The organism is Brevibacillus sp. FSL K6-6036 (assembly GCF_037964015.1).
In the GTDB taxonomy this organism is placed as follows: domain Bacteria; phylum Bacillota; class Bacilli; order Brevibacillales; family Brevibacillaceae; genus Brevibacillus; species Brevibacillus borstelensis.
Window position 1 is genome coordinate 935,651 of sequence record NZ_CP150173.1, and the last position, 25,927, is coordinate 961,577.

Annotated in this window: 26 protein-coding genes; 10 read left to right on the forward strand and 16 right to left on the reverse strand. The window is 52.7% G+C overall.

Going from position 1 to position 25,927, the window contains the following annotated elements; translation table 11 throughout:
- Positions 1–1,722 carry a sigma-54-dependent Fis family transcriptional regulator gene (locus NST37_RS04825; protein WP_039071422.1) on the reverse strand — a complete coding sequence of 574 codons (1,722 nt, stop codon included), beginning with the start codon at positions 1,720–1,722 and terminating at the stop codon, positions 1–3.
- 238 nt (positions 1,723–1,960) lie between these two features.
- Between NST37_RS04825 and NST37_RS04830 the strand changes: the two genes are divergently transcribed.
- On the forward strand, positions 1,961–2,881 hold the full coding sequence (locus tag NST37_RS04830) for a proline dehydrogenase (protein WP_003391092.1): 921 nt from the start codon (positions 1,961–1,963) through the stop codon (positions 2,879–2,881).
- A gap of 74 nt (positions 2,882–2,955) precedes the next feature.
- Here NST37_RS04830 and NST37_RS04835 read toward each other — a convergent pair whose 3' ends face one another.
- Entirely contained in the window at positions 2,956–3,534 is a 579-nt protein-coding gene (locus NST37_RS04835) for a spore coat protein (protein ID WP_024985414.1), read from the reverse strand.
- Between the two features lie 107 nt (positions 3,535–3,641).
- On the opposite strand from NST37_RS04835, the gene NST37_RS04840 reads away from it, so the two are divergent.
- Positions 3,642–4,565 (forward strand): DNA-3-methyladenine glycosylase, encoded by a 924-nt coding sequence (locus NST37_RS04840; protein WP_031932130.1) that lies wholly within the window; start codon positions 3,642–3,644, stop codon positions 4,563–4,565.
- 201 nt (positions 4,566–4,766) lie between these two features.
- Positions 4,767–6,101, forward strand: coding sequence for a branched-chain amino acid transport system II carrier protein (gene brnQ, locus NST37_RS04845; RefSeq protein ID WP_003391098.1), 1,335 nt, complete (start codon positions 4,767–4,769; stop codon positions 6,099–6,101).
- Between the two features lie 20 nt (positions 6,102–6,121).
- Here the strand turns inward: brnQ and NST37_RS04850 are convergent, their stop codons facing one another.
- From NST37_RS04850 to NST37_RS04860, 3 genes are all read right to left on the reverse strand, one after another.
- Positions 6,122–7,039 carry a DMT family transporter gene (locus NST37_RS04850; RefSeq protein WP_024985416.1) on the reverse strand — a complete coding sequence of 306 codons (918 nt, stop codon included), beginning with the start codon at positions 7,037–7,039 and terminating at the stop codon, positions 6,122–6,124.
- 177 nt (positions 7,040–7,216) lie between these two features.
- Entirely contained in the window at positions 7,217–7,783 is a 567-nt protein-coding gene (locus NST37_RS04855; RefSeq protein WP_039071421.1) for a GNAT family N-acetyltransferase, read from the reverse strand.
- Complete coding sequence (locus tag NST37_RS04860) at positions 7,780–8,235, reverse strand: DinB family protein (RefSeq protein ID WP_003391106.1); 456 nt, start codon at positions 8,233–8,235, stop codon at positions 7,780–7,782. The genes NST37_RS04855 and NST37_RS04860 overlap by 4 nt, the downstream gene beginning before the upstream one ends.
- 167 nt (positions 8,236–8,402) lie before the next feature.
- Between NST37_RS04860 and NST37_RS04865 the strand changes: the two genes are divergently transcribed.
- Together NST37_RS04865 and NST37_RS04870 are read left to right on the forward strand one after the other, a co-directional pair.
- The gene (locus NST37_RS04865; RefSeq protein ID WP_227277786.1) at positions 8,403–8,831 is read left to right on the forward strand and encodes a thioesterase family protein; all 429 of its coding nucleotides are present in this window, start codon (positions 8,403–8,405) and stop codon (positions 8,829–8,831) included.
- Positions 8,832–8,925: 94 nt separating this feature from the next.
- The gene (locus NST37_RS04870) at positions 8,926–9,639 is read left to right on the forward strand and encodes an HAD family hydrolase (RefSeq protein ID WP_003391109.1); all 714 of its coding nucleotides are present in this window, start codon (positions 8,926–8,928) and stop codon (positions 9,637–9,639) included.
- Between the two features lie 65 nt (positions 9,640–9,704).
- On the opposite strand, the gene NST37_RS04875 is transcribed toward NST37_RS04870, so the two are convergent.
- From NST37_RS04875 to NST37_RS04890, 4 genes are all read right to left on the reverse strand, one after another.
- On the reverse strand, positions 9,705–10,607 hold the full coding sequence (locus NST37_RS04875) for an ABC transporter ATP-binding protein (protein WP_339186359.1): 903 nt from the start codon (positions 10,605–10,607) through the stop codon (positions 9,705–9,707).
- Positions 10,608–11,291, reverse strand: coding sequence for an ABC transporter permease subunit (locus NST37_RS04880; protein WP_339186361.1), 684 nt, complete (start codon positions 11,289–11,291; stop codon positions 10,608–10,610).
- A 691-nt stretch (positions 11,292–11,982) separates the two neighbouring features.
- Positions 11,983–12,069 (reverse strand): YjcZ family sporulation protein, encoded by an 87-nt coding sequence (locus NST37_RS04885; RefSeq protein WP_031932133.1) that lies wholly within the window; start codon positions 12,067–12,069, stop codon positions 11,983–11,985.
- A gap of 178 nt (positions 12,070–12,247) precedes the next feature.
- Entirely contained in the window at positions 12,248–12,703 is a 456-nt protein-coding gene (locus tag NST37_RS04890; RefSeq protein WP_003391117.1) for a GNAT family N-acetyltransferase, read from the reverse strand.
- 63 nt (positions 12,704–12,766) lie between these two features.
- Between NST37_RS04890 and NST37_RS04895 the strand changes: the two genes are divergently transcribed.
- Positions 12,767–13,213: a YbaK/EbsC family protein gene (locus NST37_RS04895; RefSeq protein WP_003391118.1), complete on the forward strand. Its 447-nt coding sequence runs from the start codon at positions 12,767–12,769 to the stop codon at positions 13,211–13,213.
- Between the two features lie 63 nt (positions 13,214–13,276).
- On the opposite strand, the gene NST37_RS04900 is transcribed toward NST37_RS04895, so the two are convergent.
- The 4 genes from NST37_RS04900 to NST37_RS04915 form a co-directional block, all read right to left on the reverse strand.
- Positions 13,277–14,161 (reverse strand): YitT family protein, encoded by an 885-nt coding sequence (locus NST37_RS04900; RefSeq protein ID WP_003391120.1) that lies wholly within the window; start codon positions 14,159–14,161, stop codon positions 13,277–13,279.
- Between the two features lie 171 nt (positions 14,162–14,332).
- On the reverse strand, positions 14,333–14,596 hold the full coding sequence (locus NST37_RS04905; RefSeq protein ID WP_003391123.1) for a zinc ribbon domain-containing protein: 264 nt from the start codon (positions 14,594–14,596) through the stop codon (positions 14,333–14,335).
- Between the two features lie 65 nt (positions 14,597–14,661).
- Positions 14,662–15,669 carry a YafY family protein gene (locus tag NST37_RS04910; RefSeq protein WP_003391126.1) on the reverse strand — a complete coding sequence of 336 codons (1,008 nt, stop codon included), beginning with the start codon at positions 15,667–15,669 and terminating at the stop codon, positions 14,662–14,664.
- A gap of 66 nt (positions 15,670–15,735) precedes the next feature.
- Positions 15,736–16,239 (reverse strand): GNAT family N-acetyltransferase, encoded by a 504-nt coding sequence (locus tag NST37_RS04915; RefSeq protein ID WP_003391128.1) that lies wholly within the window; start codon positions 16,237–16,239, stop codon positions 15,736–15,738.
- Positions 16,240–16,465: 226 nt separating this feature from the next.
- On the opposite strand from NST37_RS04915, the gene NST37_RS04920 reads away from it, so the two are divergent.
- Positions 16,466–18,640, forward strand: coding sequence for a hypothetical protein (locus tag NST37_RS04920; RefSeq protein ID WP_172920620.1), 2,175 nt, complete (start codon positions 16,466–16,468; stop codon positions 18,638–18,640).
- 31 nt (positions 18,641–18,671) lie between these two features.
- Here NST37_RS04920 and NST37_RS04925 read toward each other — a convergent pair whose 3' ends face one another.
- On the reverse strand, positions 18,672–20,108 hold the full coding sequence (locus tag NST37_RS04925; RefSeq protein WP_170208411.1) for a glycosyltransferase family 4 protein: 1,437 nt from the start codon (positions 20,106–20,108) through the stop codon (positions 18,672–18,674).
- Positions 20,109–20,212: 104 nt separating this feature from the next.
- Positions 20,213–21,400 (reverse strand): glycosyltransferase family 61 protein, encoded by a 1,188-nt coding sequence (locus NST37_RS04930; protein ID WP_251237659.1) that lies wholly within the window; start codon positions 21,398–21,400, stop codon positions 20,213–20,215.
- Positions 21,401–21,628: 228 nt separating this feature from the next.
- On the opposite strand from NST37_RS04930, the gene NST37_RS04935 reads away from it, so the two are divergent.
- Positions 21,629–22,351, forward strand: a complete 723-nt coding sequence (locus tag NST37_RS04935; RefSeq protein WP_339186364.1) for a class I SAM-dependent methyltransferase — start codon at positions 21,629–21,631, stop codon at positions 22,349–22,351.
- Positions 22,352–22,594: 243 nt separating this feature from the next.
- On the opposite strand, the gene NST37_RS04940 is transcribed toward NST37_RS04935, so the two are convergent.
- Positions 22,595–23,758 carry a bis-aminopropyl spermidine synthase family protein gene (locus tag NST37_RS04940; RefSeq protein ID WP_024985426.1) on the reverse strand — a complete coding sequence of 388 codons (1,164 nt, stop codon included), beginning with the start codon at positions 23,756–23,758 and terminating at the stop codon, positions 22,595–22,597.
- A 598-nt stretch (positions 23,759–24,356) separates the two neighbouring features.
- Between NST37_RS04940 and NST37_RS04945 the strand changes: the two genes are divergently transcribed.
- Positions 24,357–25,061 (forward strand): futalosine hydrolase, encoded by a 705-nt coding sequence (locus NST37_RS04945; protein WP_003391141.1) that lies wholly within the window; start codon positions 24,357–24,359, stop codon positions 25,059–25,061.
- A complete protein-coding gene (locus tag NST37_RS04950; RefSeq protein WP_003391143.1) occupies positions 25,061–25,903 on the forward strand; it encodes a 1,4-dihydroxy-6-naphthoate synthase in 843 nt (280 codons plus the stop codon). The genes NST37_RS04945 and NST37_RS04950 overlap by 1 nt, the downstream gene beginning before the upstream one ends.
- The last annotated feature ends 24 nt before the right edge of the window (positions 25,904–25,927 follow it).

Genomic DNA, 25,927 nt, shown 5'->3' on the forward strand with positions numbered 1-25,927 from the left:
TCAGAATCCCTCGTCAATTCCGTATTTTTTCATTTTGTTGTACAGCGTTCCCCGGGAAAATCCCAAAAGAACCGCGGCCGCTTTTTTGTTCCCGTAGGTTCGTTCCAATGCAGCCAGAATCCGCTCCTTTTCACTCCCGCCATGCTCGAAGCCGGGGCGCGATGCAGCATACGACGCAGAAGCGATGGGATGATTGTCTGCGGAAGAGAACCTCGGCTGCGGAATGACAGGCTGTTCGAGCTGCTGCATCCTGATCGAGGAGGGGAGCTGATCGTATAGGATCAAACCGTTTTCTTGCAGGATGGACAGCCGCTCGATCACATTGCGCAGCTGCCGGATATTTCCCGGCCAGTTGTAGTCGTACAAGGCTTGCATCACTTCGGGGGAGACCCGTGGCACCGGATGTTCGTGAGCAATTGCATACTCGTGCAGAAAGATCTGCACCAGCTCGGGAATGTCCTCGCGCCGCTCGCGCAGGGATGGGATTTCCAGTGTAAAGACGTTTAACCGGTAGTAAAGGTCTTCGCGGAAAAGCCCGTCTGCGACCATTTTTTCCAGCTTCCGGTTGGTAGCGGCGACGATACGGGTATTGACCGTGATCGGTTCCGTACCGCCGACGCGATAAAATTGACGCTCCTGCAGGGCGCGCAGCAGCTTCACCTGAAGCTCGAGCGGCAACTCTCCAATTTCGTCGAGGAACAGCGTCCCTCCATGGGCCAGCTCCAGCTTCCCGGGCTTTCCTTTCTTTTCCGCGCCTGTAAAAGCGCCGCCCTGATAGCCGAACAGCTCGCTTTCGAACAGCGCTGCAGGGATCGCGCCGCAGTTGATCGCAATAAACGGTTTGTCTCTTCTGCGGCTGGCCTGGTGAATCGCCTGGGCGAACAGTTCTTTCCCTACACCGCTTTCGCCGTTTATCAGGACCGTTGCATCCGTCTGCGCCACTTTGCGGGCAGCCTGTATCGCAGTCTGGATAGAGGCGGAGTGACCTTTGATCGGAAAAAACGGATCGTCGGCAGGATGAAAACGGCTCATCTCCTGCTGCAGGTTGTGCAGGTGGGCAGTCGTATGGGCCAGCTCCTCATTTAAGCGGACCAGTTCGGTAATGTCCTGCTCGATCGAAATGGCGCCGATGATTTCGTTTTCCCGGCGGATGGGAGCGGCATTGATCAGCACATGGCGGTCTGGCCTCGGAACGTGGTAGAGGCGATAGACGGTCTCCCCTTGCTGCAGGGCATCCAGCAGACGGATCGATTCGCTGGCAAAATGCACGTCCAGACGGGTGCCGACCACCTGGCTCCGGTCGATATCATAAATTTTTTCGGCGGCGGGGTTCCAATACTGGACGATGTTATCGGTATCCACGATCGTGATCGCTTCACTCATCGTATCGAGCAAGGTTTTGAGCAGGATCGCCTGATTGCCGGCGATGGAGACGAAGGCTCCAAGCAAGCGCCTGGCTTCCACAAATCCGCTCACATGGCCCTCGCTGTTGAGGATGACAATGTCGGGCGCAAAGGCGCTGTCGTCGGCTTCAGCCAACAGTCTTTTTCCGGCATCAGCCATAGACATCGCTTCCGGCAAGAGGAGCACGGCCGACTCCTGATCGTTTATCCGCAGCAAACCTACACCCGGCGTGATTCCCTCGCGTATACTGACCAGAGCAGGGTCGATGGGCTTTGCCAGGCTGGAAATAGGGGCATCCAATGAAAACAGCGGTTTCAAATCCTCACTTCCAATCCACACTAAGAGATAGGAAAACGGTTTCAATTTTCTCATGTACGTTTATGTCGGATCTTGTCTAAGCAAAAGTGTACAACAATAAACACATTCTGTACATATGTGTAAAAATGGTGAACAACCAGGAAAGAAATTGTTGTTTTTTTTTCGAATTTGTGGTGTTGGCACGGTTTATGCTAATAAAATCTCGCAGATGTATTGTTGAGGAGGAGACAGATTTACGATGGAACAACTTATGAAGGACTTTTTCCTGTTCCTTTCCAAGAACAAAGCGTTGAATGCTGCTGCGAAAAAATGGGGGTTGCGGTTCGGAGCCAACCGTTTTGTTTCGGGTGAAACGATTGACGAGGCGATCAAGAAGGTCCGCGAATTGAATCAGAAAGGGCTTGTCTGCACGCTGGACCATTTGGGCGAGTTCGTATTCAGCACGGAAGAGGCAAATGAGTCGGCTGACTACTGCATCAAAACATTGGAAGCGATTCACAAGTCCGGTGTCGATTGCAACCTTTCTCTGAAAATGACGAGTCTCGGTCTGGATATCAGCCGCGAGCTGTGCATGACCAACATGCGCCGCATTCTCGATTATGCCAAGAACCACGGAAATATTTTTGTCCGGATCGATATGGAGGACTATGCCCATAAAAATATTACCCTGGAAATCCTGCACGAGCTTTTGCAGGATTACGACAACGTCGGAACTGTCATTCAGGCGTACCTGTACGATTCCGCTGCTGACATCGAGGGTGTAAAAGAGAAAAAGGTCAACCTGCGTCTCGTAAAAGGGGCGTACAAGGAATCGCCTGAGGTAGCGTTCCCGAACAAAGCCGATGTGGATGAGAACTACAAAAAAATCATCAAGCAGCACCTGCTGAATGGCTGCTATGCTGCTGTAGCCACTCACGATGACGCGATCATCGACTACGTGAAAAAGCTGGAAAAGGAATACAACATTCCGCGCACGCAATTTGAATTCCAGATGCTGTACGGCATCCGTGTGCAATCGCAGATCGATCTGGCGCGCGAAGGCTACAAGATGCGTGTATACGTGCCATACGGCAGCGACTGGTACGGCTATTTCATGCGCCGTCTGGCAGAACGCCCGGCTAACGTTGCTTTTGTCTTGAAAGGGATGTTCACGAAGTAATCGGACAGCTATCGTTGCTTTGCAAAAACGCACCCGTCTCCAAAAAAGGGGACAAAGGGTGCGTTTTTTGCCGTTTATGGCTGTTGCTGATAGGCTTCCATCGGCTGATGATACGGAACCTGCTGGTACACCAGCCCGAGTGTCGAGACAGCCTGCGGAGGTGCCATCGTGACGGCGTACCAGCCTTTTTTGACCATGTACTGCCACACTTCAAACGATTGATGGGAACACATCCGGAATGCATCCTCGAGGAAAATGCGCAGCTGCGGAGTCGTCGTCTCAAAGGCTGACCAGGCGTATTCCCGTCCTGCCCGCTTCAACGTCAGCAGATACGAGGTGGCAATCGCGCGGTCATCCAGTTGAGCAAGCTTTACTTGGGGCTGTATCGGCTGATATTGATGGCCGGGAGCAGGTGTGAAGGCTTGTCCTGTAATCGCCGGGACATTCAATTGATCGCGGGAGCCCATCTGCTGTGTGACAAATTCTACCTTCATGTTGTAGTCTTGTACATGAACCGAGTAATGGCGCTGAATCATCGAGCGCAGCTCCGGGTCCTGAGCCTGGTTGATGAACAAGGCCATGCTTTGGATCGAGTTGGTGCAGCTCATCAGCAGTTCGTTTAATTCGGCTGCTTCATGAGAGGCAAGGCGCATGCAAAATCTCTCCTTCTGGCAGTAGTCCGGCAAATGCCTGTCATAGTATGCCCAGTTGCTCCTGTTTCATTTTTCCAATGGATTGAAAAGAGAGGTGTAATCTACCCGTGAGCAGCCAAATCATTCAACTAAAGGCCCCCTATTCGTTTGAGCGGCTTTTAAGGCGGCTTGAGACCCATCCCGACCCGCAAATAAAGGTAGTCTTCGAGCAAAAATCGCTTCAGCGGGTATTTCGTGTAAACAACCGTCCCATTTTGGCCAGCATCCGTTTCACAGGCGAGCTGGACCATCCGAGCCTTTCCTGGGAGACAAGCGCGGCATTGAGTGCCGCCGAGGCAGCGGGGCTGGAGAAACACATCCGGCATATGTTCAGTGCAGATGTGGATCTGGCTCCACTCTACGCGCTTATGCAGGCAGATGCCAAACTGGCTCCGCTCGCAGAACGGTTTCGCGGACTGCGTTTTGTACTGGATGACGACCTGTTTCAATCGATGGTCAAGACGATTATCGGGCAGCAGATCAACCTCGCTTTTGCAGCGACATTGACCGAGAGGCTCTTGGAGCTTGCGGGTGAAAGCGTCCAGGATGCAGAGGGCACTCTCCACTATGCCTTTCCCGCCGCTGACCGGATTGCAGTCATGGAGCCGGAGGCACTGCGCCCCCTGCAGTTTAGCCAGAGAAAAGCGGAATACATCATCGATCTGGCACGAGCGGTCGTGAATGGCCGTGTAGACCTGGAGGGACTGTGGAAAATGGACGAGCAGGAAATTATGGCCACGCTTACCCCGCTTAGGGGGATTGGCAAGTGGACTGTCGAGTGCATGATGATGTTCGGCATGGGGCGGCCCGATCTGCTTCCTGTAGCAGATATCGGACTGAAAAACGGGATGCAGCTTGTTTACCAGTTGGAGGCAAGACCGGATGAAGCTGAAATGAGAAGGATCGGGGAGAGCTGGGCACCCTGGCGCAGCTATGTCTCCTTGTACGTATGGGAAACAGTCGGGGCTCTGAAGCGGAAAGAAGCCTGGTAATCATCAAATCGGTCAGTGAAGCAAAGCTTGCAGCCGCTTGATCGGATGCAGGCTTTTTTGTTGATATGACAGCGTTTGTCCGTGTGTTGGAAAAAAATATATTTGAAAAAGATCTTAATACGTACTATAATCTGTGTTCAGTTACATTATAAAAAACTTTCGCAAAATTTAAAAACAAGAAAGGCAATTGGAGAGGAAAATATGAAAGAATTATCCAAAAAAGAAACCATATCGATAGGACTCATGCTATTTGCCTTGTTCTTCGGAGCGGGGAATATGATTTTTCCACCGGCATTGGGGCAATCCGCCGGGACAAATGTCTGGATTGCCATGCTCGGTTTTATCATAACCGGAGTGGGGCTGCCGCTGATGGGCGTGGTGGCTGTCAGCCTCGGCGGAGGGAGTCTGTCCGCACTGGCTGGCCGCGTTCATCCGGTATTTGGCGTACTGTTTACGGTTGTCGTTTACTTGGCGATCGGCCCGTTTCTGGCGCTTCCCCGCACAGGGACGGTTACGTTTGAAATGGGGGTATTGCCGTTTTTGCCCGAGTCGGTGAAAGGCAGTTGGGTACCGCTGTTTATCTGCACCGTGGTCTTCTTTGCCCTGACCTACTGGCTTTCCCTGCATCCGTCGAAATTGGTGGATCGCATCGGGAAAATTCTGACACCGGCGCTTCTGCTGATTATTGCGGTCATGTTTTTCCAGGGAGTGACACATCCGATCGGCGATGTGGGAGCACCTGCCGAAGCATATCAATCGACACCGTTTTTCAAAGGCTTTTTGGAAGGGTATTTGACCCTTGATGCGCTGGCTGCAATGGTCTTCGGGATCGTCGTCACGACTGCGATCAAGGAACTTGGCATCACTGACCGCGCGAAATTGTCTCTGTCTACGATCAAAGCCGGCATTATTGCGGCAACCGGCCTGGCCCTGGTTTATCTGGCGCTCGGCTACCTTGGCGCTACCAGCAAGACATTGGGTGCCTCGGACAACGGAGGGCAAATCCTGACTGCTGTCGTCCAACACTTGTTTGGCTCGATGGGATCTTTGCTGCTTGGCCTGGCTGTTACACTCGCCTGCATCACGACATCGGTCGGTCTGGTGACTGCCTGCAGCCGATTTTTCTCGGATCGCTTTCCGGTTGTATCTTACAAAACAATGGTCGCGGTCTTGTGCGTGTTCAGCACAGCCGTAGCCAATGTAGGGTTGACCCAGCTTATTGCCTTGTCCGTACCAGTGCTTGTTGCCATCTATCCGCTGGCAATCGTGCTGATGCTGCTGTCCTTTTTGCACCGGGTATTCAGAGGATATTCTTCGGTTTACATCGGGGCAATCGTCACTACTGCAGCTGTCAGCCTGACGGATGGACTGAAGCAGCTCGGCGTTCCGATGGACGCGATAACTGCGCTGTATAAACACCTGCCGCTTTACGCGGAGGGGATCGGTTGGCTTCTGCCCGCAATCGTCGGAGGAATGCTTGGCTACCTTTGGGGAAGCCTTCGCCAGGGAAGTGCGAAACAGAGAACCATCTACTAGGAAAAAACAAACGGCACACCCTAATCGGGTGTGCCTGCTTTTTGCTTGGCAGCAGATTGTTGGAGATTGGAAAGCGCGACGCCCAAAAAGATAAAGATTGCGCCGGCGAAAAATCCAATGCCGAGATGCTCCCCAAGAAGAAGCCAGCCCAGTGCAGCGCCGACGATCGGCTGAACGAAGAAAAATCCGGCTCCGCTGCCCGCCTGGAGCAGTTCAAAGCCTTTATTCCACAGGTAAAAGGCGCCTGCTGTAGAGATAATCCCGATGTACAGGACACCGGCCCAGATTTTCCAGCTGAAATCCCAGGATACCGCTGTGACGGACAACTCCCACACCATGACCGGACAGGTAAAGATGAGACCAAACAGAGCGACATACGTCGTTACCGCCAAAGAGGAGTAGCGCAAAGTCGCCTTTTTGCTCATGACCGTATACAGCCCCCAGCTCACCGCGGCGACCAGAAGAATGAGGTTGCCGAGCAGGGAAGACTGGGCATCCGCCTCGTCGGGAATGCCGATCACAATCAGGACGCCGATCGTAGCCAGCAGGATGCCTGCGAGCTGCAGCTTGTGGATGCGCTCCTTGAGCAGCCAGACGGCAAACAGCGCGATGAAGGCCGGGGAAGCGGCGGTAATCAGCGCTCCCATGTGCGCCGTCGAAAGCTTGGTCCCCAAAAACTGCGCGCCAATCGAAATTGTCACTCCGACAAACGCGATCGCCATAATCATGGGAAAATCCTGTTTGGCGATGAACTCGCGCCGTGCCACTACAAATACCCCCAACACGACGGAAGCAATGGCAAAACGGATAATCAAGAGCGTAAATGGCGGAATTTCTTCCAGCACTACCTTGCTTACCACATAGACGCCGCCCCAAATGGCTGCTGCCAAAGTCAGGCAAAGTGCTCCAAACAACTGCTGTTTCCACATCGCATTCATATCAACGTGCCCCTCCCGGAAAAATGGTACTGTTTCTTTTCCGTAGCCGGGGGGACGATTTCACACATTCCCTCTCCGACTAGGTGAGGAGAACGACGGGTACATCACATTCAAAACGCGGACGTGCGAGCATGGTTTCACCTCCTTTAAAGGACAAAGCTGTGCTGGGGAACGCGGTCAATCCGCAATTTGCTTGGCCAGGAGCAGGACAGGCTGGGTCAAGCGTCCGACGGGAGCCGTGACCTGGCGATACTGTTCAAAGCCGAGCTTTCCCCAAAAACGGAGAGTCTGCTCGTCCTCGGCAATTACGCCGAGATGGAGCTGTGAGCACCCTTGCTCTGCACAGTATTGCTCCAAAAGCGAGCAAGCCTCGCGACCAAAGCCTTGGCCTTGGCAATCCCGGTGAATGAGAAACAGGCCAATCCACCCTTTTCCCGGGGAAGGATGAGCTGTGGAGAAGTGAACAACCCCGATAATCTTCGGTTCCGGCTTGGCGGCGTGAGCGGTCTGTGCAGTTTCTGCGGTCTGAGCAGTCTCTACAGTCTTTACGATCATCCAATGGCCGGAAGGAATATCCAGCATCGCCTTGTACTCCTGCTCAAGCTCTGCCAGGCTAAGCGCGGCAGTTCCGTTTCGCCAAAGATTGTAGGCGGGGTGACTGTTGTACACTTCCAGCACAGCACCCAGGTCATCCGGGGTCATCTCCCGAAGCCATACATGTTTTCCTTGAAGCAAAAGACTCACCGTTTGCCTCCGTATTTGCGGATCAGCCCGATCTGGCCAGCGTGATACCCTGTATGGTAGATCAGCCGGCCCAACGCTTGCCGGGGGGATAATGTTCCGATCGGAGCTTCCACAGGGTGGTCCCAGGCTTCGCTGGGCAGTTGACGAAGTGATTCCAGCAAGTATGCATACGACTGTTCGCGGAATGCAAGCAGAGCGGAAAGGTCGGTAAATTGACCCTCATCCTTTACCGGTCCAATCGTGTCCAAGGTTACCGTATTTGGCAGCGGGCGGCCAAAAAACATCAGGCAAAAACGATACTCGACTTCTGCGATGTGCCGGATCAGGAACCCGACAGAATTGGAGCCGTCAGCCAGCTTCCAGACCAGCTCGCCCTCGGTGAGATTGGCGAGAGCATCCTGGTAGCGGGAGCGCGCCATCTGCAGTGCAGGCAGCAGCATTTGTTCAAACATCGGCATCTTCCCTTCCGTGTCCGTACTGTAAGCGTTTGTGTTAGCTCTATTATAGTGAAGACTGAAACAAAATACAGCCGCATCCTTCGGAATATTCCGAAATACATTCCGAGTGAATGTTCACTCAGTTGTTTTGTTTCAGTATACTAGGGGAAAAGAAGGGAGCGATGAGTATGCAGGAGCACTTGTTTGATCTGGTTGTCCGTTCTACCGATATTGATTTTATCGGGCACGTAAACAACGCCAAGTACTTGGAATATATGGAGTGGGCCCGCTTTGACTGGATTTGCCAAAGGGGGTTTACACTAGACGAGCTGCAGCGAAGAGGACTGATGCCGGTAGTGGTGAACATCAATATCAACTACCGCAGGGAGCTTCGCATGCTTGAGCAGGTGCAGGTGCGGACGCGGGTGCTGGGGATCGGCGAGAAAAGCTATGTCATCCGGCACGAGCTGTACAAGGAGAAGGGGGAGCTTGCAGCCGATGCCGATGTGACGATGGTGATGATCGATGCGAAGACGCGCCGCTCGGTAGCGTTGCCGGAAGATTGGCTGGGCGAATTGGCAAAGGCTGCGGAGGGTGAGCAGGAGAGATAGAAGCTTTCTGGGAGGAAAAAGGAAACGGCGATCCGGTGCGGGCGAAATGGTAGAATGAAAGAAGCAAACCTGGAAGCAAGGGGGCCGTATTTCTGTGAGCAAAAAAGAATACAAGCTGATCCTGTTTGACCTCGACGATACGCTGTTTGACTATTCGCAGAGCTGGGAGGCGGGGATGCGCCTGACCATCCGCCGCCATCCTTTGACTGCGGGTCTGAATGAAGACGACTTTTACTGCAAGCTGAAAACATACAGCGACGAGCTGTGGCCGGATTTCACAGAGAACCGGATTTCGCTGCGGGAGTATCGCCACCAACGGATGGAGAAGGCCACTGCCGACTTTGGACGTGCTGCGAAGCCGGAGGAGATGGATGATTTTCAGAATATGTTTATGTCGGCTTGCTTTGAGGTGATCGCGCCAGTTCCGGTTGTGGAGGAATGCTTGAGCAAGCTTGCCGAACGTTGCCGGCTCGGCATCGTGACAAACGGACCGGAGGATATGGCCTATACCAAGCTGGAGCGGCTCGGCCTGTCCAGGCTCTTTCCGAAAGAAACGATCGTCATCTCCGAAGTCGTCGGCTATCACAAACCGGATTGGCGGATTTTTTCAGCGGCATTGCGGCTTTTCGACGCCAAACCGGAAGAGACGCTGTTTGTCGGAGACAACTGGGAAGCTGACGTCGCCGGAGCGATTGAGGCAGGGATGGACGCAGTCTGGATCAATCCGGGCAAGCTTCAGCCGGCTACCGGCCACGTGCCGCTCGCTGTCGTGGAGCGGTTGGAACAGTTGGCGGACATCCTCACCTGAAATGTCACGAAAAAGGGGGCAGTGCCCCCTGGCTACTCCTCTAGGAAGCTACTCCATCCAAGAAGCTACTCCTCCAGGAAGATCCGCTCGAGCGAAGGCTCGTCCCCGCAGACGTGGTAAATATCGACTCCCGCATGGACGAAAGCGCGAATCAGCGCGGCCACCTTTCGTTTGTCATCGACCTCAAGGGAAAGAGCCTCCTCCCGCCATTCGAGGTGTTTGCCCAGTCCTTCCACAAACGAAACCAGTTCATGCGGCTTGTCGGCCAACGCTGCATGGCGCACAGTGACAGTACGCCAGCTGCGATGCTTGGCCTGCAGCTCGGAAAGACTGCCCGCTGCAGCAATCGTACCGGCTTTCATGATCGCGATGCGGGTGCAGATTTTTTCGACCTCATGCAGATTGTGCGAGGTCATGAAGATCGTCCGTCCTTCTTTTCGCAAACGCAGCAGCAACTGCTGGATCTGAAGCGAGGACTCCACATCCACTCCGGAGGTAGGCTCGTCCAAAAATAGCAGCTCCGGGTCACCTACGAGAGCTTGCGCAATGCCGAGCTTCTTTTTCATACCGAAGGAAAACGCCTTGGCCCTCTTCCCGGCGTGCTCGGCCAATCCCACTTCTTCCAGGATGCGGTCGCACTCCTTCTTCGTGACGCGTATTCCTTTCACACGGCTCAGGTACAACAGATGATCTCTGGCCGTCAGTGAATCATAAAAGGTGGAGTAATCCGGCAGTACACCGATCCTGCGTTTCCACTCCTCGGTGTTCCCGTCTCCGTCAAACAGGCGAATGCTCCCCGAAGAGGGGCGGATAATACCGGTTAGCATGTTGATAAAGGTTGATTTTCCGGCTCCGTTTTTTCCTAGAAAGCCGAAAATTTCATTTTGCTGTACGGTGAGCGACACGGAATTGACAATCGTTCGTTCCCCGAATCGCTTGGTTAACTGGACAGTCTCTATAAGCGGCATTTAAAAATCCCTCCTTTGAAACAGCAAGGCAGAGGCGGCGAGAAAGAGAAGCGCATAGAGCCAGATCACGCCGATGTACGCTTCGCCTTTTTCCAAATACGCATAAGGCAGCAAATAGCCGATCCACTTGGCGGCAGGCTGGCTGGAGGCAAGCGTCCAGATGCCGAGAATCGGGAGGAATAAACCGAGAATGATCCCCCCGAACATGGTGTAGCTGGGACGGGCGATCAGCACAGAAAGCAACAGGCACAACGAAACGCTGTACACCAGCATGGACATGCACTCCAGGAAGGTCTTCACATCAAAAGTATGGACAGAGGCCAAGACTGTTCCAAAGGTGACCAGCATGCAGCACAGCCAGAAAAGCAGAACGCCGAAACATTTGCCCAGCACAATGCGGAAGCGGGAAGTGCGGGTGACTAAAAAACGGACGGTCCAACTGGATACTTCCCGGTTGATCATGTCATGCGATAATCCAAAGACAAACAAAGGGCCAAACAGCATGACCAAGGCAAAAACGCCGAGCGCATGGCCCTCTGTCAGCTCATGCTGGGAGATGAATCCGGCGGCCTGGTTGACCAGATCGGACACCCAGTACGATACGCCGGCAATAAAAGCGATGGTGATCAGGGATTTGACGCTTCGAAACAGTCGGATAAATTCGTGAATGCAGATAGCCCACATGGTTTCCACTCTCCTTTCACCGTCAGTGTAAAGGAGCAACCTTATCAGCACCGAATGTCTGCCTTACCATTTCCTTAACGCTCGGTGTCAGCAGCCGTGGAAGGATGACAGGGAGGGCGGTGTGGAAAAATTGCAGCGTGTTGTGAAAAAAGCAAGCAGTGACCGTAGTTGCCCAGTAAACGTAAAGGACGCAGATCCCATGAGACCTGCGTTCCGAAAAGTGAAGCGATGCAGAGCTTCCATCGCCATGGCCTGTTTTCCATGAGCCGGTAATGGCTGCTCCGTATTTTCCCGCCTAATCATCGCTTCTGGACGAATGATTGAGCAGTTTTGTCCCTTGGAATGTTCTCATGACCTCGGTTGCCATTTGCATGCCATTGAGAATGGTTCCAAGATCAATGTTTAGGTTCGGAAGCTGAAACAGCGACCGTCTTCGCGGCCTATTTTTCCGCTGCGTTTTCGACCACTCTTGATAATACTGATCGAACAGTTCGGGATTTCTTTGCAGCCTTCTCCTTGAAACCTTCTTTCCCTTTAGCCAATCCATAAATTCCGGTGAAAATGAGTCGCTTTTTTGGTTTGTTCGTCTAGCCAAATCTTCTTTTCACCTCGATTCGCAAATGAAAAAATGCAAAGAGAGAAAGCCTGTTCATTCTCCCTTTGCACACACTTTCTGCTCCAAAGGTCATCATCAATCACAATCGCAGCCTACGATGACCAGCAAGATGAACAGTACCAGGATGAGAGTAAAGTCGTCAGATCCGTTAAAGAGCCCCATTCTCCTCCCCCCTTTCAACAGTAACACTATATGTCCGCAGATTATTTTTGCTTGAGCGGGTGCCTGAAAAGAGGACAAAAGCAGAGTGGAATTTCAAAAGCGCCTTTCAAAACTGGTAGGAACAAAAAAGACACGGGCATGTTGGTTGCCGTGTCTCATGTGGCGAAAGCAGCAGGCGTCAGGGGGCGACTTGTTTTTTCATCAAGGGGAGTCGACGGTCCGGAAAAACAGTGGAAGGGATGTCGCCAATCCGAACAGCTCCCATCTTTTCATAAAAACCTTCTGCGTACGGATCGCTGTGGATGAGAAAATGGTCAATGCTGAGGGAGCGGGCGGTATCCATCAAGTGGTTCCACAACGCTTTTCCGACCCGCTTGCCGATGGCAGCAGGGTCTACGAACAGATCGCTAAGCTCTGCCCCGGTTTCGTCTACGGATAAACGGTAAAATCCCAGAATGTTTCCAGCCTCCTCGGCCAGAAACACATGGGAGGTCTGAAGAAACGCAGGGGTAATCGTCAACTCCTGCCGACATGCCTCCATAAAATCGTCATCGTAGCCCCAATATCCTTTTGAGCGAAATGCCAGGTCGCTGAGTGCAGGTGTTTCTTCCGGGCGGGGAGAACGAATAATCATGGCAGGACCTCCAATTTTCATCTATACAGAAAGTATACAATATTTCCCATAGTGAGGTGTAAGATGGAACGTGTGAAAGCGATCCTCGAAGAGCTGGGATTGGAGTATGAGCTGATTGAACACGAGCGTCCGGTTCGTTCGGCCAAGGAGGGAGCAGCTCTTTTCGGCATTGACATGGGGCAGACTGCACCGGTATTGATCGCAATAGCTGATGATTCACATGTCGCCCTGATTTTGTCGGGCAAGCGTGGGCGCATAAGTTTCCAGTCCCTCGCCGCTCAACTTGGCTACCAAAGCATAAGAATGACCCGGATGGATGAGGTAAAGGGATTGACCGGGTACGAGCCAGGCAGTATTCCGCTCATCGGGCACGGTTTGCCGGTCATTCTGGATGAAGAACTGTTCAACTACCCTGAAGTATATGGGGGATCAGGGCACCCAACGTGGACACTAAAGCTGACTCCACAAGCTCTTGAAAAGGGGAGCAATGTAATTGCAAGGCTTGCATAAAACGAAAAAACGCGAAAGCAGCTTTGAACTGCCTCCGCGTTTTTTGCATTCACACTATGCCATTTAGTGAATGTCACGTTTTTTAAACTGTCCGCCCCGTACATCGTGAATATTGCCAACTGCCAAAAATGCCGATGGATCGACTTCTTCAACGATCAACTTGAGCTTGGCTTCTTCCAGACGGGTAATAATGCAGAACACCACATTTTTATCATCCCCGGAATAACCGCCTTCGCCCTTCAAATAGGTAACGCTGCGGCCCAGGCGGGCGACGATGGCGTCACCGATATCTTTGTGGTTGTCGCTGATGATCCAGACTGATTTCGACCCTTGAAATCCTTCGATTGTCAAGTCGATCATTTTAAATGCGATGTAATAAGCCATCAGGGAGTACATGGCGCGATCGACGCCAAATACGAGTCCTGCGCTACCCAGGATGAACAGGTTAAAAAACATCACAATTTCACCGACAGAGAACGGAGTCTTTTTGTTGATCAAGATAGCCACAATCTCTGTTCCGTCCAAAGACCCGCCGTAACGAATCACCAGCCCCACACCAATGCCCAGGATGATTCCGCCAAAGACAGCAGCCAACAGGGGATCTTCGGTGACTCCTTTCACATCGTGAAGCAGGGAGCTCACAATCGACATCGTGCTGACTCCGAGCAGTGTGGAAATCGCAAAGGTTTTTCCGATCTGTTTGTAGCCAATTACGAGAAAAGGCAGGTTCAACAGAAATAAAAACATCCCCAACGGCAGTCCCGACAGATGCGCGATAATAATGGAGATACCGACTATTCCGCCATCAATAATATGATTGGGGACCAAAAAAATTTCCAGCCCAACAGAAAATAAGGCGGATCCGATCAGGATAAAGAGTATTCGCTTGATAAGTTTGGCAACAGACAGTTTTTGATGATGCGATGACTTTCCTTGCACACCTTCCAAAGGCAACTCCTCCCGGATGTCCAGATTTTCTCTTCGCTTTATTATACCATTTATTGTAGGCAACATTTTAGCTGCATGTAAAGTTCGGAATGTTCAAACTGTTGCAGGCAGTATACCCTCCGCCTGAGAAGAGGATATCCTGCCTGCAAGCTTGGCTTTACCAAACCCGGATTAGCTGACTGTTTTCCACCTGGCAAGCTCGGGAAGATGTTTTTGCAGCATCGCGCGGGCCGCATTTTCTTCCATGCCTTCTTCCTTTAAAAAGGGAACACAAATCTCGATCATTTGCTCCATCGTGATGTCAGGCTGCTTGAAGGCTCCTTCTTCGTAGCAGTAGAGGCAATACTCGCTGTTTTTGGAGCCGTCTTTTTCGGTTCCGAGGATGTGGGCATCCACCATGGGCATACTGCAGCTTTGGCAAAAGGTTTTCGTCATTGAACAACTGCCTCCTTTTATTGGGGATGTCTCCATGATAATGAAGCAAACCTGACAACTGTCTGTCATGTTTCGTCGCGTTTTTTTCCTCCAGCTTTTTGTTCTGCCGAGATGGAAGAACATGTCGGTGACGAACTGCCCGAATAGACGCTCCCGATCTCGTGAGCCAGCTTCTGAATGTTTTCCCGAAAAAAGAGCGGCTCTACGACTTCTACCCTGGGACCAAAGCTGAGGACAAACCCGTACAGCCAGTCGTCGAGGGGATAAGCTTCAGAGACCCAGCAATACCCTTGTTCGTCGATACGGATGTGATCGACGCCAAACATTTCTTCCACGATGGAACGGATCTGGGGAACGAACCGGAGGACGAGCTGGACGGTTTGCCCCGGTTTTCTCCATTCATTGTCCCATGGCAGCTCCTCCAGATTGATCGGTCTGCGTTGAAAGGCGTCTTCCAGCAGAACGGGCTCCTTCAGCCGTGACAGCCTGAATAGACGGAATTCGCACTTGTTTGTACAGTAAGCGTAAAGGTACCATTGGCGTCCTTTTAAAACGAGAGTGTGCGGCTCCACGATTCGCTCGGAAATCGTCCCGGAGACGTTGTGATAGGTAAAGGAGAGCAGGCTGGATGTCTGGATTGCGTGCTTGATCCGCGTGATCTTTTCTTTTTGCGGAGCATCTCCTCCCCATGGGCTGTAATCGATATAGATCTGCTCGGACATCATCTTGAACGCCTCGGACTGTGTGCTTTCCACTATGCCGCGAATCTTCCCGAGTACTACCTCAGCCCGTGCATCCCGGTAGGTCGAGGCAACGCTTTTCAGAGCCATCGTGACTGAGGCCAGCTCCTCCTGGGTCAAAATGTGCTGGTTGAGCCGGTAGTTTTCCATAATGCCGATGCCGCCATTGGCTCCCTGATAGCTGACAATCGGGATGCCTGCCTGATTGATCGCTTCGATATCCCGGTAAATCGTTCGGACAGATACCTCAAACATGTCGGCAAGCTCTTTGGCAGGTATACGCCTCCTCTGGATGAGGATCATCGTGATGGCAAGAAGTCTGTCCAGTTTCATCGTTCAGGCCCCCTTTCTACAGATTGCGGACCCGATACCTGTTGCATGGCTGACAGGTGAAACCGTTTACGAGCAATCCGCTTTTTCCAGTGAAACGAAGGATTGATACACTTTTCCGGGCTCTTCCCATTCCTGAAAGTCGCCATTGGTATACTCACTTATTGTTTTCCTCCAGAATAGTTGGGCAGGCACGTTGGAAGCCAACTGAACAACCTCCCAGTGGCCAGGGAACATGCGAAATACCTGGTGAGCAATGGCTTTGCCAATCCCGGACCTGCGATATTTCCGCATAATGAAAAATTCTGCAATGGAAAAATAACTGCTGCCCAAGTGATTCTCGTCTGCGATTTTTCTCACAAGCACAAACCCGGCCCATTTGCCCTCGGCCTGGATGAGAAACGGAAAGCGATCCGGTTCCGTCCAATAGTTGTCCAAATAAGGATATCCGTATCGTCCCTGTTCGTCCACATCCAAGTCCATATATTCACTAAAGTCGTGATTGTACAGCTCAAGCAAATTGCTTATAATTGATTTTTCTTCCAGAGCGGCTTTTTTTAATGTAAATTTCACAAGGTACCCCCGATATACGTTATCATTCTTTTGGTATTATAGGGACATTTTCGTAAGTTCTGCAAGAAACTTCCAAAAATTAGTGGAAACATCTGCTTTAAAAGAGAAAGTGGACAGAACCCGCGGCATAAGCTTACCTTGGCTTCGAAATCCGGTTTGCCATTTTAGCCAAACGACGAGAGGATGGAGCGGAGCAAGACCATAGAAAAGGAGAAAGGGTACAACAATGATTCGGAAGGTAATGACAGCATGGCTGGTATGTGTGCTTTTGTTTGCGTTCAGTCCATTCACGACACATTCCAGCGAGGGGCAGACATCTTTTCAAAATCCGTATTACAAAGCTGCGTGGGACGCAAAGGGACAACTCAGGATTACGGACGCTGGAGGCAAGGAGATTCTTCGTTCAGTCCAGTATGTGGCTGAGTACGGGGACATTTACAATCTGCTCGTTCCGCAGCTTCCCGCCGGGACCAGCAAAATCAAACTGGACGCGCCGCCAGCCATTCCGGTGGGAAGCATGATACAAATTCGCTCGGAATCGTTCGCGGGCAGGCTGAATGCGCCGCTCGTTCATCAGGCCAAGGTAACAAGCGTACAGGGAAATGAACTCGCCTTTTCGCCGCCGGTGTCAAAACCGATAGATACCAATATGTTTATTCGGCGGGAGCATACGATTGTCCGCCAGTATCAGAAGACAGCGGTGCTGACCGAGCAAAAGCCCGACGGCCTGCTCGTCAAGGTGATCGGAGATACTCCGGCTGCCCAGGTAGAAACGAATTACCTGCTGCGCCAAAACAGCCCGGTCGTCGATGTGGAAGTGAAGACTACATACAAGCGTCAAATCAAGGTTTTTCGCGAGGCGCTGACACTCAGCTTCGCGCCAAAGGTGTCAGAGGTCTATCGGAAAAACAGGAAGGTAGATACGCATTCTTTTCAAAAGCAATACTGGCTGGACCGGGAAGGCGTCCGGTTCGGGCAAGGAAAGCAGTCGGCTTTTCTGTACCACACCCCGCACGTATCGTCGCTGGAGTTGAACACGGTCCAAAATCAGCTGGTCGTCAATCTGGATCATATGGGAGATCACCGATACGTAGAGGAGACCGTAGGCAAGCAGGTCGGGAAGGTGAGACACGCCTCCGAATACAAGCCACAGGAACAGCGGATCAATACATTTTCGCTCATAGTCGGTTTTCAACCGTCACTGATGCCTCGGCTGATGAACCAGCCTCATGGGTTTCTCGCGACGCACGTCTGGACGGAGCATGCGGATGAACAGTCGCTGGCAAGCAACAGGGCGGCTTACTACGGCTCGGAGAAGATTGCGAGCCCGGATAAAGCAGTGGGTGGTTTTGTCAAATACAAGATACCTGTGACCAAAAGCGTCTTTTATTCGAACCCGTATTACCGTCTGCAGCAGCCGATGAATGTAGCGCTCCATGAGAACCAGGAATTCCTGCAGTTCTTGAAGGATTTGCACAAGCGCGGAATAGAAATCGGGCTGCACACGGCTTATCCGTTCGATTTGCACCTGTACCGGGATGTGGCGGAGAACATCCTGGCTTTTATGAAAAATGAGTTTCATAGCGTGACCTGGATTGATCATGGCTACGTAAAATACAGCTTTGGCTTTCAAGGCTTGGACATCAAAACTCCCTATTATATCGCCGATTTGTGGCAAAAGTACGACACCCGGTATTTCTGGCACTACAGCTCGGAGGACGTGACCAACGTCAACCAGGCATTTGACCTGTTGCAAACGAGAAATGGAGACAGCAGAAGAACGCCCCTGTATTGGGCCCATCCGACAGTGACAGGCCCGTTTTACTCATGGGCGGCAGCGATCGTTCCCGAAAATACGATGTATAGGTACAATGAACAAAATTTACTTCAATTAATCAATGATCGCGGTGTTTTTATCAGCCATGCCTATATCGCCAGAATCCCGCAAGGCAAGGCCGCGGGGAAAATTTTGAAACGGGATCAAAAAGGAGCGCTGGTCATCCAGCCAAGCTTTGATCAATTGCTGAAAAAGATGGCTTCTCTCCGCGATCAGCAAAAGCTCTATCTCACTACCGTGCGGGATTTGATGAAGTACTGGCTGGCGCTGGAGCAGGTGCGGATGGAGTACGATGCAAACGGTACGGTGCGGGTTTACAATGACGGACCCGCGAAAATATCCGGGCTTTCGATGGCTGTAAGAGGTGCGGAGGTGTACGTAAACGGGAAAAAGCCTCCGCAAAAGAAGGACCAGGGAGACCTGATCTTCTGGTTTGACCTGGAGCCCCATGCCCACGCCGTGATTGCGAGAAGTGCTGCGGCCAGCATGCCAAAAGCGGCCGGTACGACAACTCCGGCTAGCACGACAGCCCCGGCCAAAACAACACCTGCTGTGAACAGATGAGAAGGCAAGGCGCTTCCGACAAAGGCGCCAGTCACTCGTCAAACTGATTGGTTTCGGTCAAGACGCGCAAAAAGTCAAAATCAGGAACGAGATAGGAAGCCGGGAGACGGTGTGCAAACTCATTCCATCCGCCCTCATCCAAGCGGTGGCGGAGGCGGAAGGCGAAGAGCTGCGCAACTGAATCCCGGCTTTTTTTCTTCTCCCCCGCAGGCGCAGCGACCCGGTGTTTCCTCTTCATCTGGAGGTAGAGCTGCTCGACCTGCTCGGCCCACTTGGCAGACGACCATTCGTTCATCCCGTAAGTCTTGGAGCTGTTTCGCAGATGACTTGCCAGCTCCGGGGTGTCCAAGAGCTGCAGAAGCCTCTCTGAAAGCTCCAGACTGTTGCCGGCTTCAAACAGCAAGCCCGTTTCGCCGTGTCGAACCATTTCCTGGATCACGCTGCTGTCACAAGCTACGATCGCTGTTCCAGCGACCTGTGCCTCCATAAGCGGAAGAGGGAAGTCGACAGCAGGTGCGGGCCACACGACAATATCCGTTTTCGCCAAGAGAGATGGCCAGTCTGTCCGTTCGCCGAGAAGCAGCACATGCCGAGTCAGGTCTTTTTCCCTGCAATACGCTTCAAGCTCCCCTCTCCACGGACCGTCTCCAACCATCCAGCACAAAAAATCGTCCCGCTGCTGCTTGAGCCTTGCCAGAGCGTCCAGCAGCGTAGCAGATCCGCTTTGAAAATCCAGTCCGGGCGGGCAGGCAATGATCTGCACACCTTTCTTTTTTTCGACGGGAGGATACGGTTCATATTGGAGCCATTGAAGAAAAGGGGTAAATTCCATTCCTCGATGGATCACGGCTGAATGCCCGTCCGGTATAAAAAACTCCTCCTGCCATACTTTTTTCAGCCATGCGCTGGGAACGATGGCCTGATCGCAGGAAGTGGCAGCCATGTACTCCTCGCAGGCGACATACCGCGCTTTCAGACTGTCCGGGGATGTGACTTCCGCCGCCACCGCCGGATCGTGCCGAAGCAGTCCGCCGCACTGATACAATAGCGGGACATGAGAAGGCTTTACCCGCCAAACAGCCCTTGTCGCCAGCGCGTCATGGGTATGGATCAGATCGTACTTCCCCAGATCAAAGAGGGACAGGATCAGCTCAAAGGTGTACCGTTCGATTTCTCTCCAGCGAATCCATGGATGGACATGGGGCAGATATTTTTGATAGTAACGAAATACTTCATCGTACACCCGCTCTTTGATTGGCGCTTTTGGGACGGATTGGCCTTGCAAATTCAGCGTCCATGGACCCGATCTTGTCTGGGAGATCAAATAGACGCGCTGCATGTCAGGATGGTGGCCCAGGACATCGACTTGATGCCCGCGCTGCTCCAGCTCTTTTTGCAGCAAGGAAAAAGGCGATGGGAGCTTGCCAGCTTGCGGAATTTGGCCATAGGTGGCAAACAGGATTTTCACACGTATCACCTGCTTTCTTTTTGACTCTTCAGCGGAAATTTGCTGCCTTTTCGGTTTATTCAAATTTCCTTGCATATTTGTTACAGACCCGCTTTATTGTTCTGTCATACAACGCCCAGCAAACTCAAAAGCTTTTGCAGCGAATCCGGCGGGATCGTCAAGTCTTCCTTCCCCCGCAGCTCGTGCACCGATTCTGGAGATCGTCTGCCGCTGCCGATCAGGTAGGCATAGCGTAGCTGTGCGTGATTGCTCAATGCCCAGTAGATCGGATTCACATATCCGGGTGAAAACAGCTCGATCACGAGTGTCCCCGGTTTGCAAAAGACGATATTGGTCAGATTGGCTCCGTGAGGGGAAATGATGACATCGGCGGAGGCAAACAGACGTATTTGTTCGGACACGCTGTATTCGCTCGGAGTAATGGTGACAAAACCGTGAGACCCAAGCAGGCTGACAATCTGCTGTTCATTGGATACGCGCCGGTGAAATGCATCTGCCCGACTGACGTAAATACGCTTGTGGTTCAGGGCCCCCGATGGACCTGGACGGAAAGACTCGCTCGCTTCCTTGCTCGGCGCTGTCTGTCCAATGGAAGAGGGCAGCAGTTCCTTGCGCAAGAAATCGACAGCCCATTTGGGATAATGGGACGTATAGCCGATCAGCGACGGGATGACTGCTTGCTTTACCTGACAATGGCTGTCCGCTTGCGGTTGGAACCTTTTTCCGGCTGGAATGCCGAGCATGTTCAGCGTCTCATCCTGAAAGGGAAGGATCGGGATGGACATATAGTTAAAGACGTACCTGTCGATCGACAGGCCGCTTTTCCGGATCAAATCAAGCCGGGGCAGCACGTCCAGCATCCAGTGAAAATAGCTGTCGCTGGCGGTGTAGGTAAGTACTGCCCAGGTCTCATCATAATGCTGCGGGGCAGGCAGAGAGGATTGGCGAAAAACAGAATGCTGCTCCGGAGGCTCTGACGAATGCTCGACCGACACATCCCACACCAGCTTGTTTTCCGGCGTAACCACCGCCCCTTTTGTCCCCCAGAGCCGTCCGTCCGGGATGATCCCTACAAAGGGGCTGGGGTGGCTGGTAAACGGTTTTTCTCTAAATTCCCAGGGAGCAGGCTCATCCAGGCCAATGGGCAGCGCGAAGTCGCTCTCATGGTCGGCGTAATATTCCTGAAACAGCCCGTCCATGGATCGGCCTCTCGCCAGATGGTAGGCTACCCATTCCCCCATCGTTCGGTAGAAACCGTCTGGAGCGGGATGGCCATCGGTGATTTGGCTCATGAAACCGGCCCTCCTTTCAAAAAAACTCTTGATAGTGTATGTACAATCATTCGCGTCTGCATACGCAGTCATGGAGCCTGCCGAAAAAACATCTCCTGACCAGCGGCCGCTGTCTCGCGGTGCTTGAAAAGGGGAGATGGCGTCTGCTGTGGAAGTAGAAGAGACTGGGAATCAACCCGGCATATGCACGGTTGGTAAAAACCGGAGCGGACAAGGGAGGGGCTTGCCGTGGGCTTTCGAGGATCTGATTTTTTTGACGACGATTGCATTTTTCAAAACTATATGGCGCGGCGCGAAGGACAGGAGAATGCCAACGATACTTTGGAAAAACCGCTGATACGGGAAATGATGGGTGACGTGAGCGGCTTGTCGGTTTTGGATCTTGGCTGTGGCGACGCCCGGTTCGGCATCGAACTGCTGGAAGAGGGATGTGCGGACTATCTGGGGGTGGAAGGATCACACAACATGGTCGAAGCGGCAGCAGGAAATTTGCATGGCTATCCCGCAAAGGTGGTCCATTCCACCATCGAGGATTGGCCATTTCCTGCAGGCCGCTTTGATCTTGTGCTCTCCAGATTGGTGCTTCACTACATCGAAGATCTCGATTCGCTTTATTGCCGTATCCATCAAGCCTTGAAGCCGGGCGGGAGACTTCTTTTTTCTGTCGAACACCCCGTCATTACGTCTACGCTGCAGACAGCAGGGCAACGGACGAATTGGCTGGTCGATCAGTATTTTGTCAACGGACCGAGGCAGCAGCACTGGATGGGTGGAACAGTTTCCAAGTACCATCGTACGATCGAAGACTACTTCCTCGGGCTGCAGAAGGCCGGCTTTACTGTAGAACAGCTAAGGGAATCCCGGCCGCTCAGGGAAAACTTTCTTCATCAGGAGACGTATGAGCGGCGGATGAGAATCCCTTTGTTCTTGCTGCTTTCCGGGAGAAAGTGAAACCGGCATGCTGTCGTCATCGAGAAGGGAGAAATCCCGGCGGCATCTGAACAGAAGCAGAAGGAACGCTGATGAACAGAAAGAAAGCTGATCATCTAGAAAGAAAACGCCCGGCTGTGCGAGCGTAAGCGTAAAACGCCGCGCAGTCGGGCTAAAAAACGAGAAAAGATAGCTTTCCCCTTCGGCAAAGACATGCTTGGAAGAGGTGGAGCTATCTTTTCTTATCTTTCGTCAGGCAATCCGTCAAACGCTTTTCTTGTTTACGAGATCAAACGTATGATGCTGGCAGCGCGGGCAGCCGCGCATTTTTAGCATTTCAATCGTAGAAAAGCGCTGCTGAAAGCCGACCTGCACGCTTCCATTGCATTCCCTGCAGCGGTATGTCCGCATCGTCCTTTTCACCTCGCCGGTATACAGCGCATCGTCGAAGCCTCCTTTTATTTTGGGAGTTGTCTGCTCAGTCGTTTTCAGTACGATCATCTGGCCTCTGTTCCCGATCATCTCCGCCCCCTCGTATTCATTGAAATGCGGAATGATCTCGCTGACCATCAGCCCCATCCGGATAAACTCGCGCTGCATATCGAGCATAAAGCCAGGCGATTTATGGGCGAAGGACAGGAAGATAGGCAGTCCTGTCTTTTGCTTGAGCAAACTGATTCCCCGTGAAACGAAAAGGCTCATGCCTGGCAGCGTATAGGGCGGGTCGGTGAAAAAACAGTCAAATGTGCCGAGCTGCTTCTGGGACAGAGGCTTGCGGAGGTCTGCACGGTGACCGCTGATCGGCAGGCCTTCGCGCCAAGCGATGTCCGCGATGAACGCAAGGAACCGATCATCGATGTCGACGACGGTGATCCATGCCTTGTGCTGGACCGCTTCCGGGAACAAACGCTTGAGCAGCAGTCCGAGAGATACGCTCACCAGATCATCATCGCCGACGCACAGAATCCTGCTGCCGATGAGCGCATGATGTTTCAGGCAAAGAATCGCCCGCCTCAAGCTGGTCTCCGGCGTGCATTTGGACTGGTCAATCTCTACATTTACCTGCGGACGAGCAGGGAACCATTCGTAGAGACGAGACAGGATGTCGGCGAGCTCGGCCTTCCAATCGCAGTCCTCCAGCAGCTTGCGGTACAAATCCATGTCCAAACCGTCGAAGCCCCACTTTTGCCGAACGTATTCTGCCCCTTCTTCGGTGCAGCAAACTCCGCGATCCTGGCGAAGCGCGCCCAATTTGATCAGCTCCTTTTTGATTGCAGCCGTCACGGGAACAGGCAGCAGGAGCTTGCGAGCCAATTCTTTCGTAGAGATGCCGGGATTGACAAAAGACTCCAGCAGGAGCTGTTCGATCGCCTGTACACCTTCCTGCAGGGTTATGCGTTTGCTTGCGAGTTCTATATAATTTTTCAATCGGATCACTCTTTTCATCGTTATTTTTCAAAAAACAAACAGGCAGAAAATGAACACAGCGTCCATCTTCTGCCTGTTTGGGCATGTGTTGACGATACACGGATTCCAGGGAGCAGGGTACGACAAATAAACGCTCCTCCGGGACATGCGTGTAAACAAACAAAACCGCGCATAAGAGCACGGTCGTCTGCAGTCAACAAAGATATTGAATGGGATGGCCGGTTCTTAACTAATTGGGTATCCCCTCATGTTCCCAGCACAAATAGACCACGAAAAATGTGGGTTTTTTGCAAGGAAAGCAGGAAAACACCCTATCAAATTTGATTAGTTAAGAACCAACGCGGACATCAAGACATCCCCTTAATTTCAGTAAAGTTATTCATAGTATAGCTGGAAGCGGATGGAATTGCAAGGCTGCTTCCATTTTTTCCATATCGGCGGAAGCCCGGATTCGCATCAGAAGACAGTGGCAGGAATAGGCCTTATTTCCATGCACTCGATCCCTTTACACAAGAGGGAGATAAAGATAACGTAAAGGATGGGAGTTTTATATCGAACGATTATCGATCCTGTGGATCAACCCGAAGGAGCTACACAGATGAATGTTGATAAGAACACGGAAAACTCTTGGGCATCACCCGATCGAGAGGCAGGAGCGGGGAGAATTCTCGTGGTTGTCTCTGTTCAGCCTGAAAAAGAAGCGGTCTTGCGCGGACTGGGCGGCGACAGCCGGTTTGACGTCCTGGTAGGGGGCGTCGGTTCCGTAGCGGCTGCTGCCAGGACGGCCAGAAGACTGGCAACAGCAGAGTCCGGTTACAGCCTGGTCATCTGCGCAGGAATCGCCGGCGGATTTGTCGGCCAGGCGGAGGTAGGCTCTCTGGTCGTGGCTGCCGAGATTATCGCGGCCGATCTCGGAGCCGAGACGCCGGATGGCTTTTGCAGCGTGGACGAGCTCGGCTTCGGCTCCGCCCGCGTGCAGGTCGAAGATAAGCTCGCATCCCGCCTGACCGAGGCCTTGCGGGCAGCGGGACTTCCCGTCTGTCACGGTCCGATCTTGACGTTGTCGACGGTAACGGGCACAGCGGCTACCGCCTCTGAGCTGAAGGCCAGAGTCCCGGAAGCAGCCGCCGAAGCGATGGAGGGATACGGCGTCGCAATAGCTGCAAAGGACAGCGGCCTGCCTGTCCTGGAAATCCGTTCAATCTCCAATGCGGTCGGTCCGCGAAACAAGGCGGCATGGCGTATGAAAGAGGCCTTTGAGGCGCTCGAAGCCGCATGCAAAGTAATTCGGGAGGTACTATGATGAAGATTGCGTTTTCTCCTTGCCCTAATGACACATTTGTTTTTCACGCCTGGGTGCACGGACTGGTTCCCGGCGCTCCAAAGCTGGATGTGATGTATGCAGACATTGACATTACCAACGGACTTGCGGCAAGCGGACAGGGGCCGGAAGTGCTGAAGGTTTCCTATGCGGCTCTTCCGTGGCTGCTCGATGACTATGCTCTTCTGCCATGCGGCGGGGCGCTTGGCCGGGGCTGTGGCCCGCTTGTTTTGACGAAAGGCAGTCTCGCTGGAACGAACGATCCGTCCGTGCTGTCGGGCAAACGCGTGGCTGTCCCTAGCGAACGCTCCACGGCGTATCTGCTGTTCCGCTTGTGGGCAGCCCAGAATGTACCCGGAGGCGTGGGCGAAATCGTGGTCATGCCGTTTCACGAAATCATGCCCGCCGTCCGCGATGGATTGATCGATGCGGGACTGGTGATTCACGAGGCCCGCTTTACGTATCAGACGTATGGGCTGACAATGCTTGCTGATATGGGAAGCTGGTGGGAGTCGGACACCGGCCTGCCGATTCCGCTCGGTGCGATCATTGCCCGCCGTTCGCTCGACCTGGACAAGCTGGCGGAGTGGACGCGGGCGTCTGTCGAGTACGCCTGGGCGCATCCCGAGGCATCTCAAGACTACGTGATGAGCCACGCACAAGAAATGGACCCTGAGGTAGCCAAAGCTCACATCAATCTGTATGTGAACAGCTTCACGGCAAATTTGGGAGAAGACGGCTATGCCGCGGTGACGGCGCTGTTGGGCCGCGCTGCCGAGGAAGGACTCGTACCGAAGTTCGATCTGGCGGCGCTGCGAGTATAAAAGCGATTGATGCAACAAGGAAGG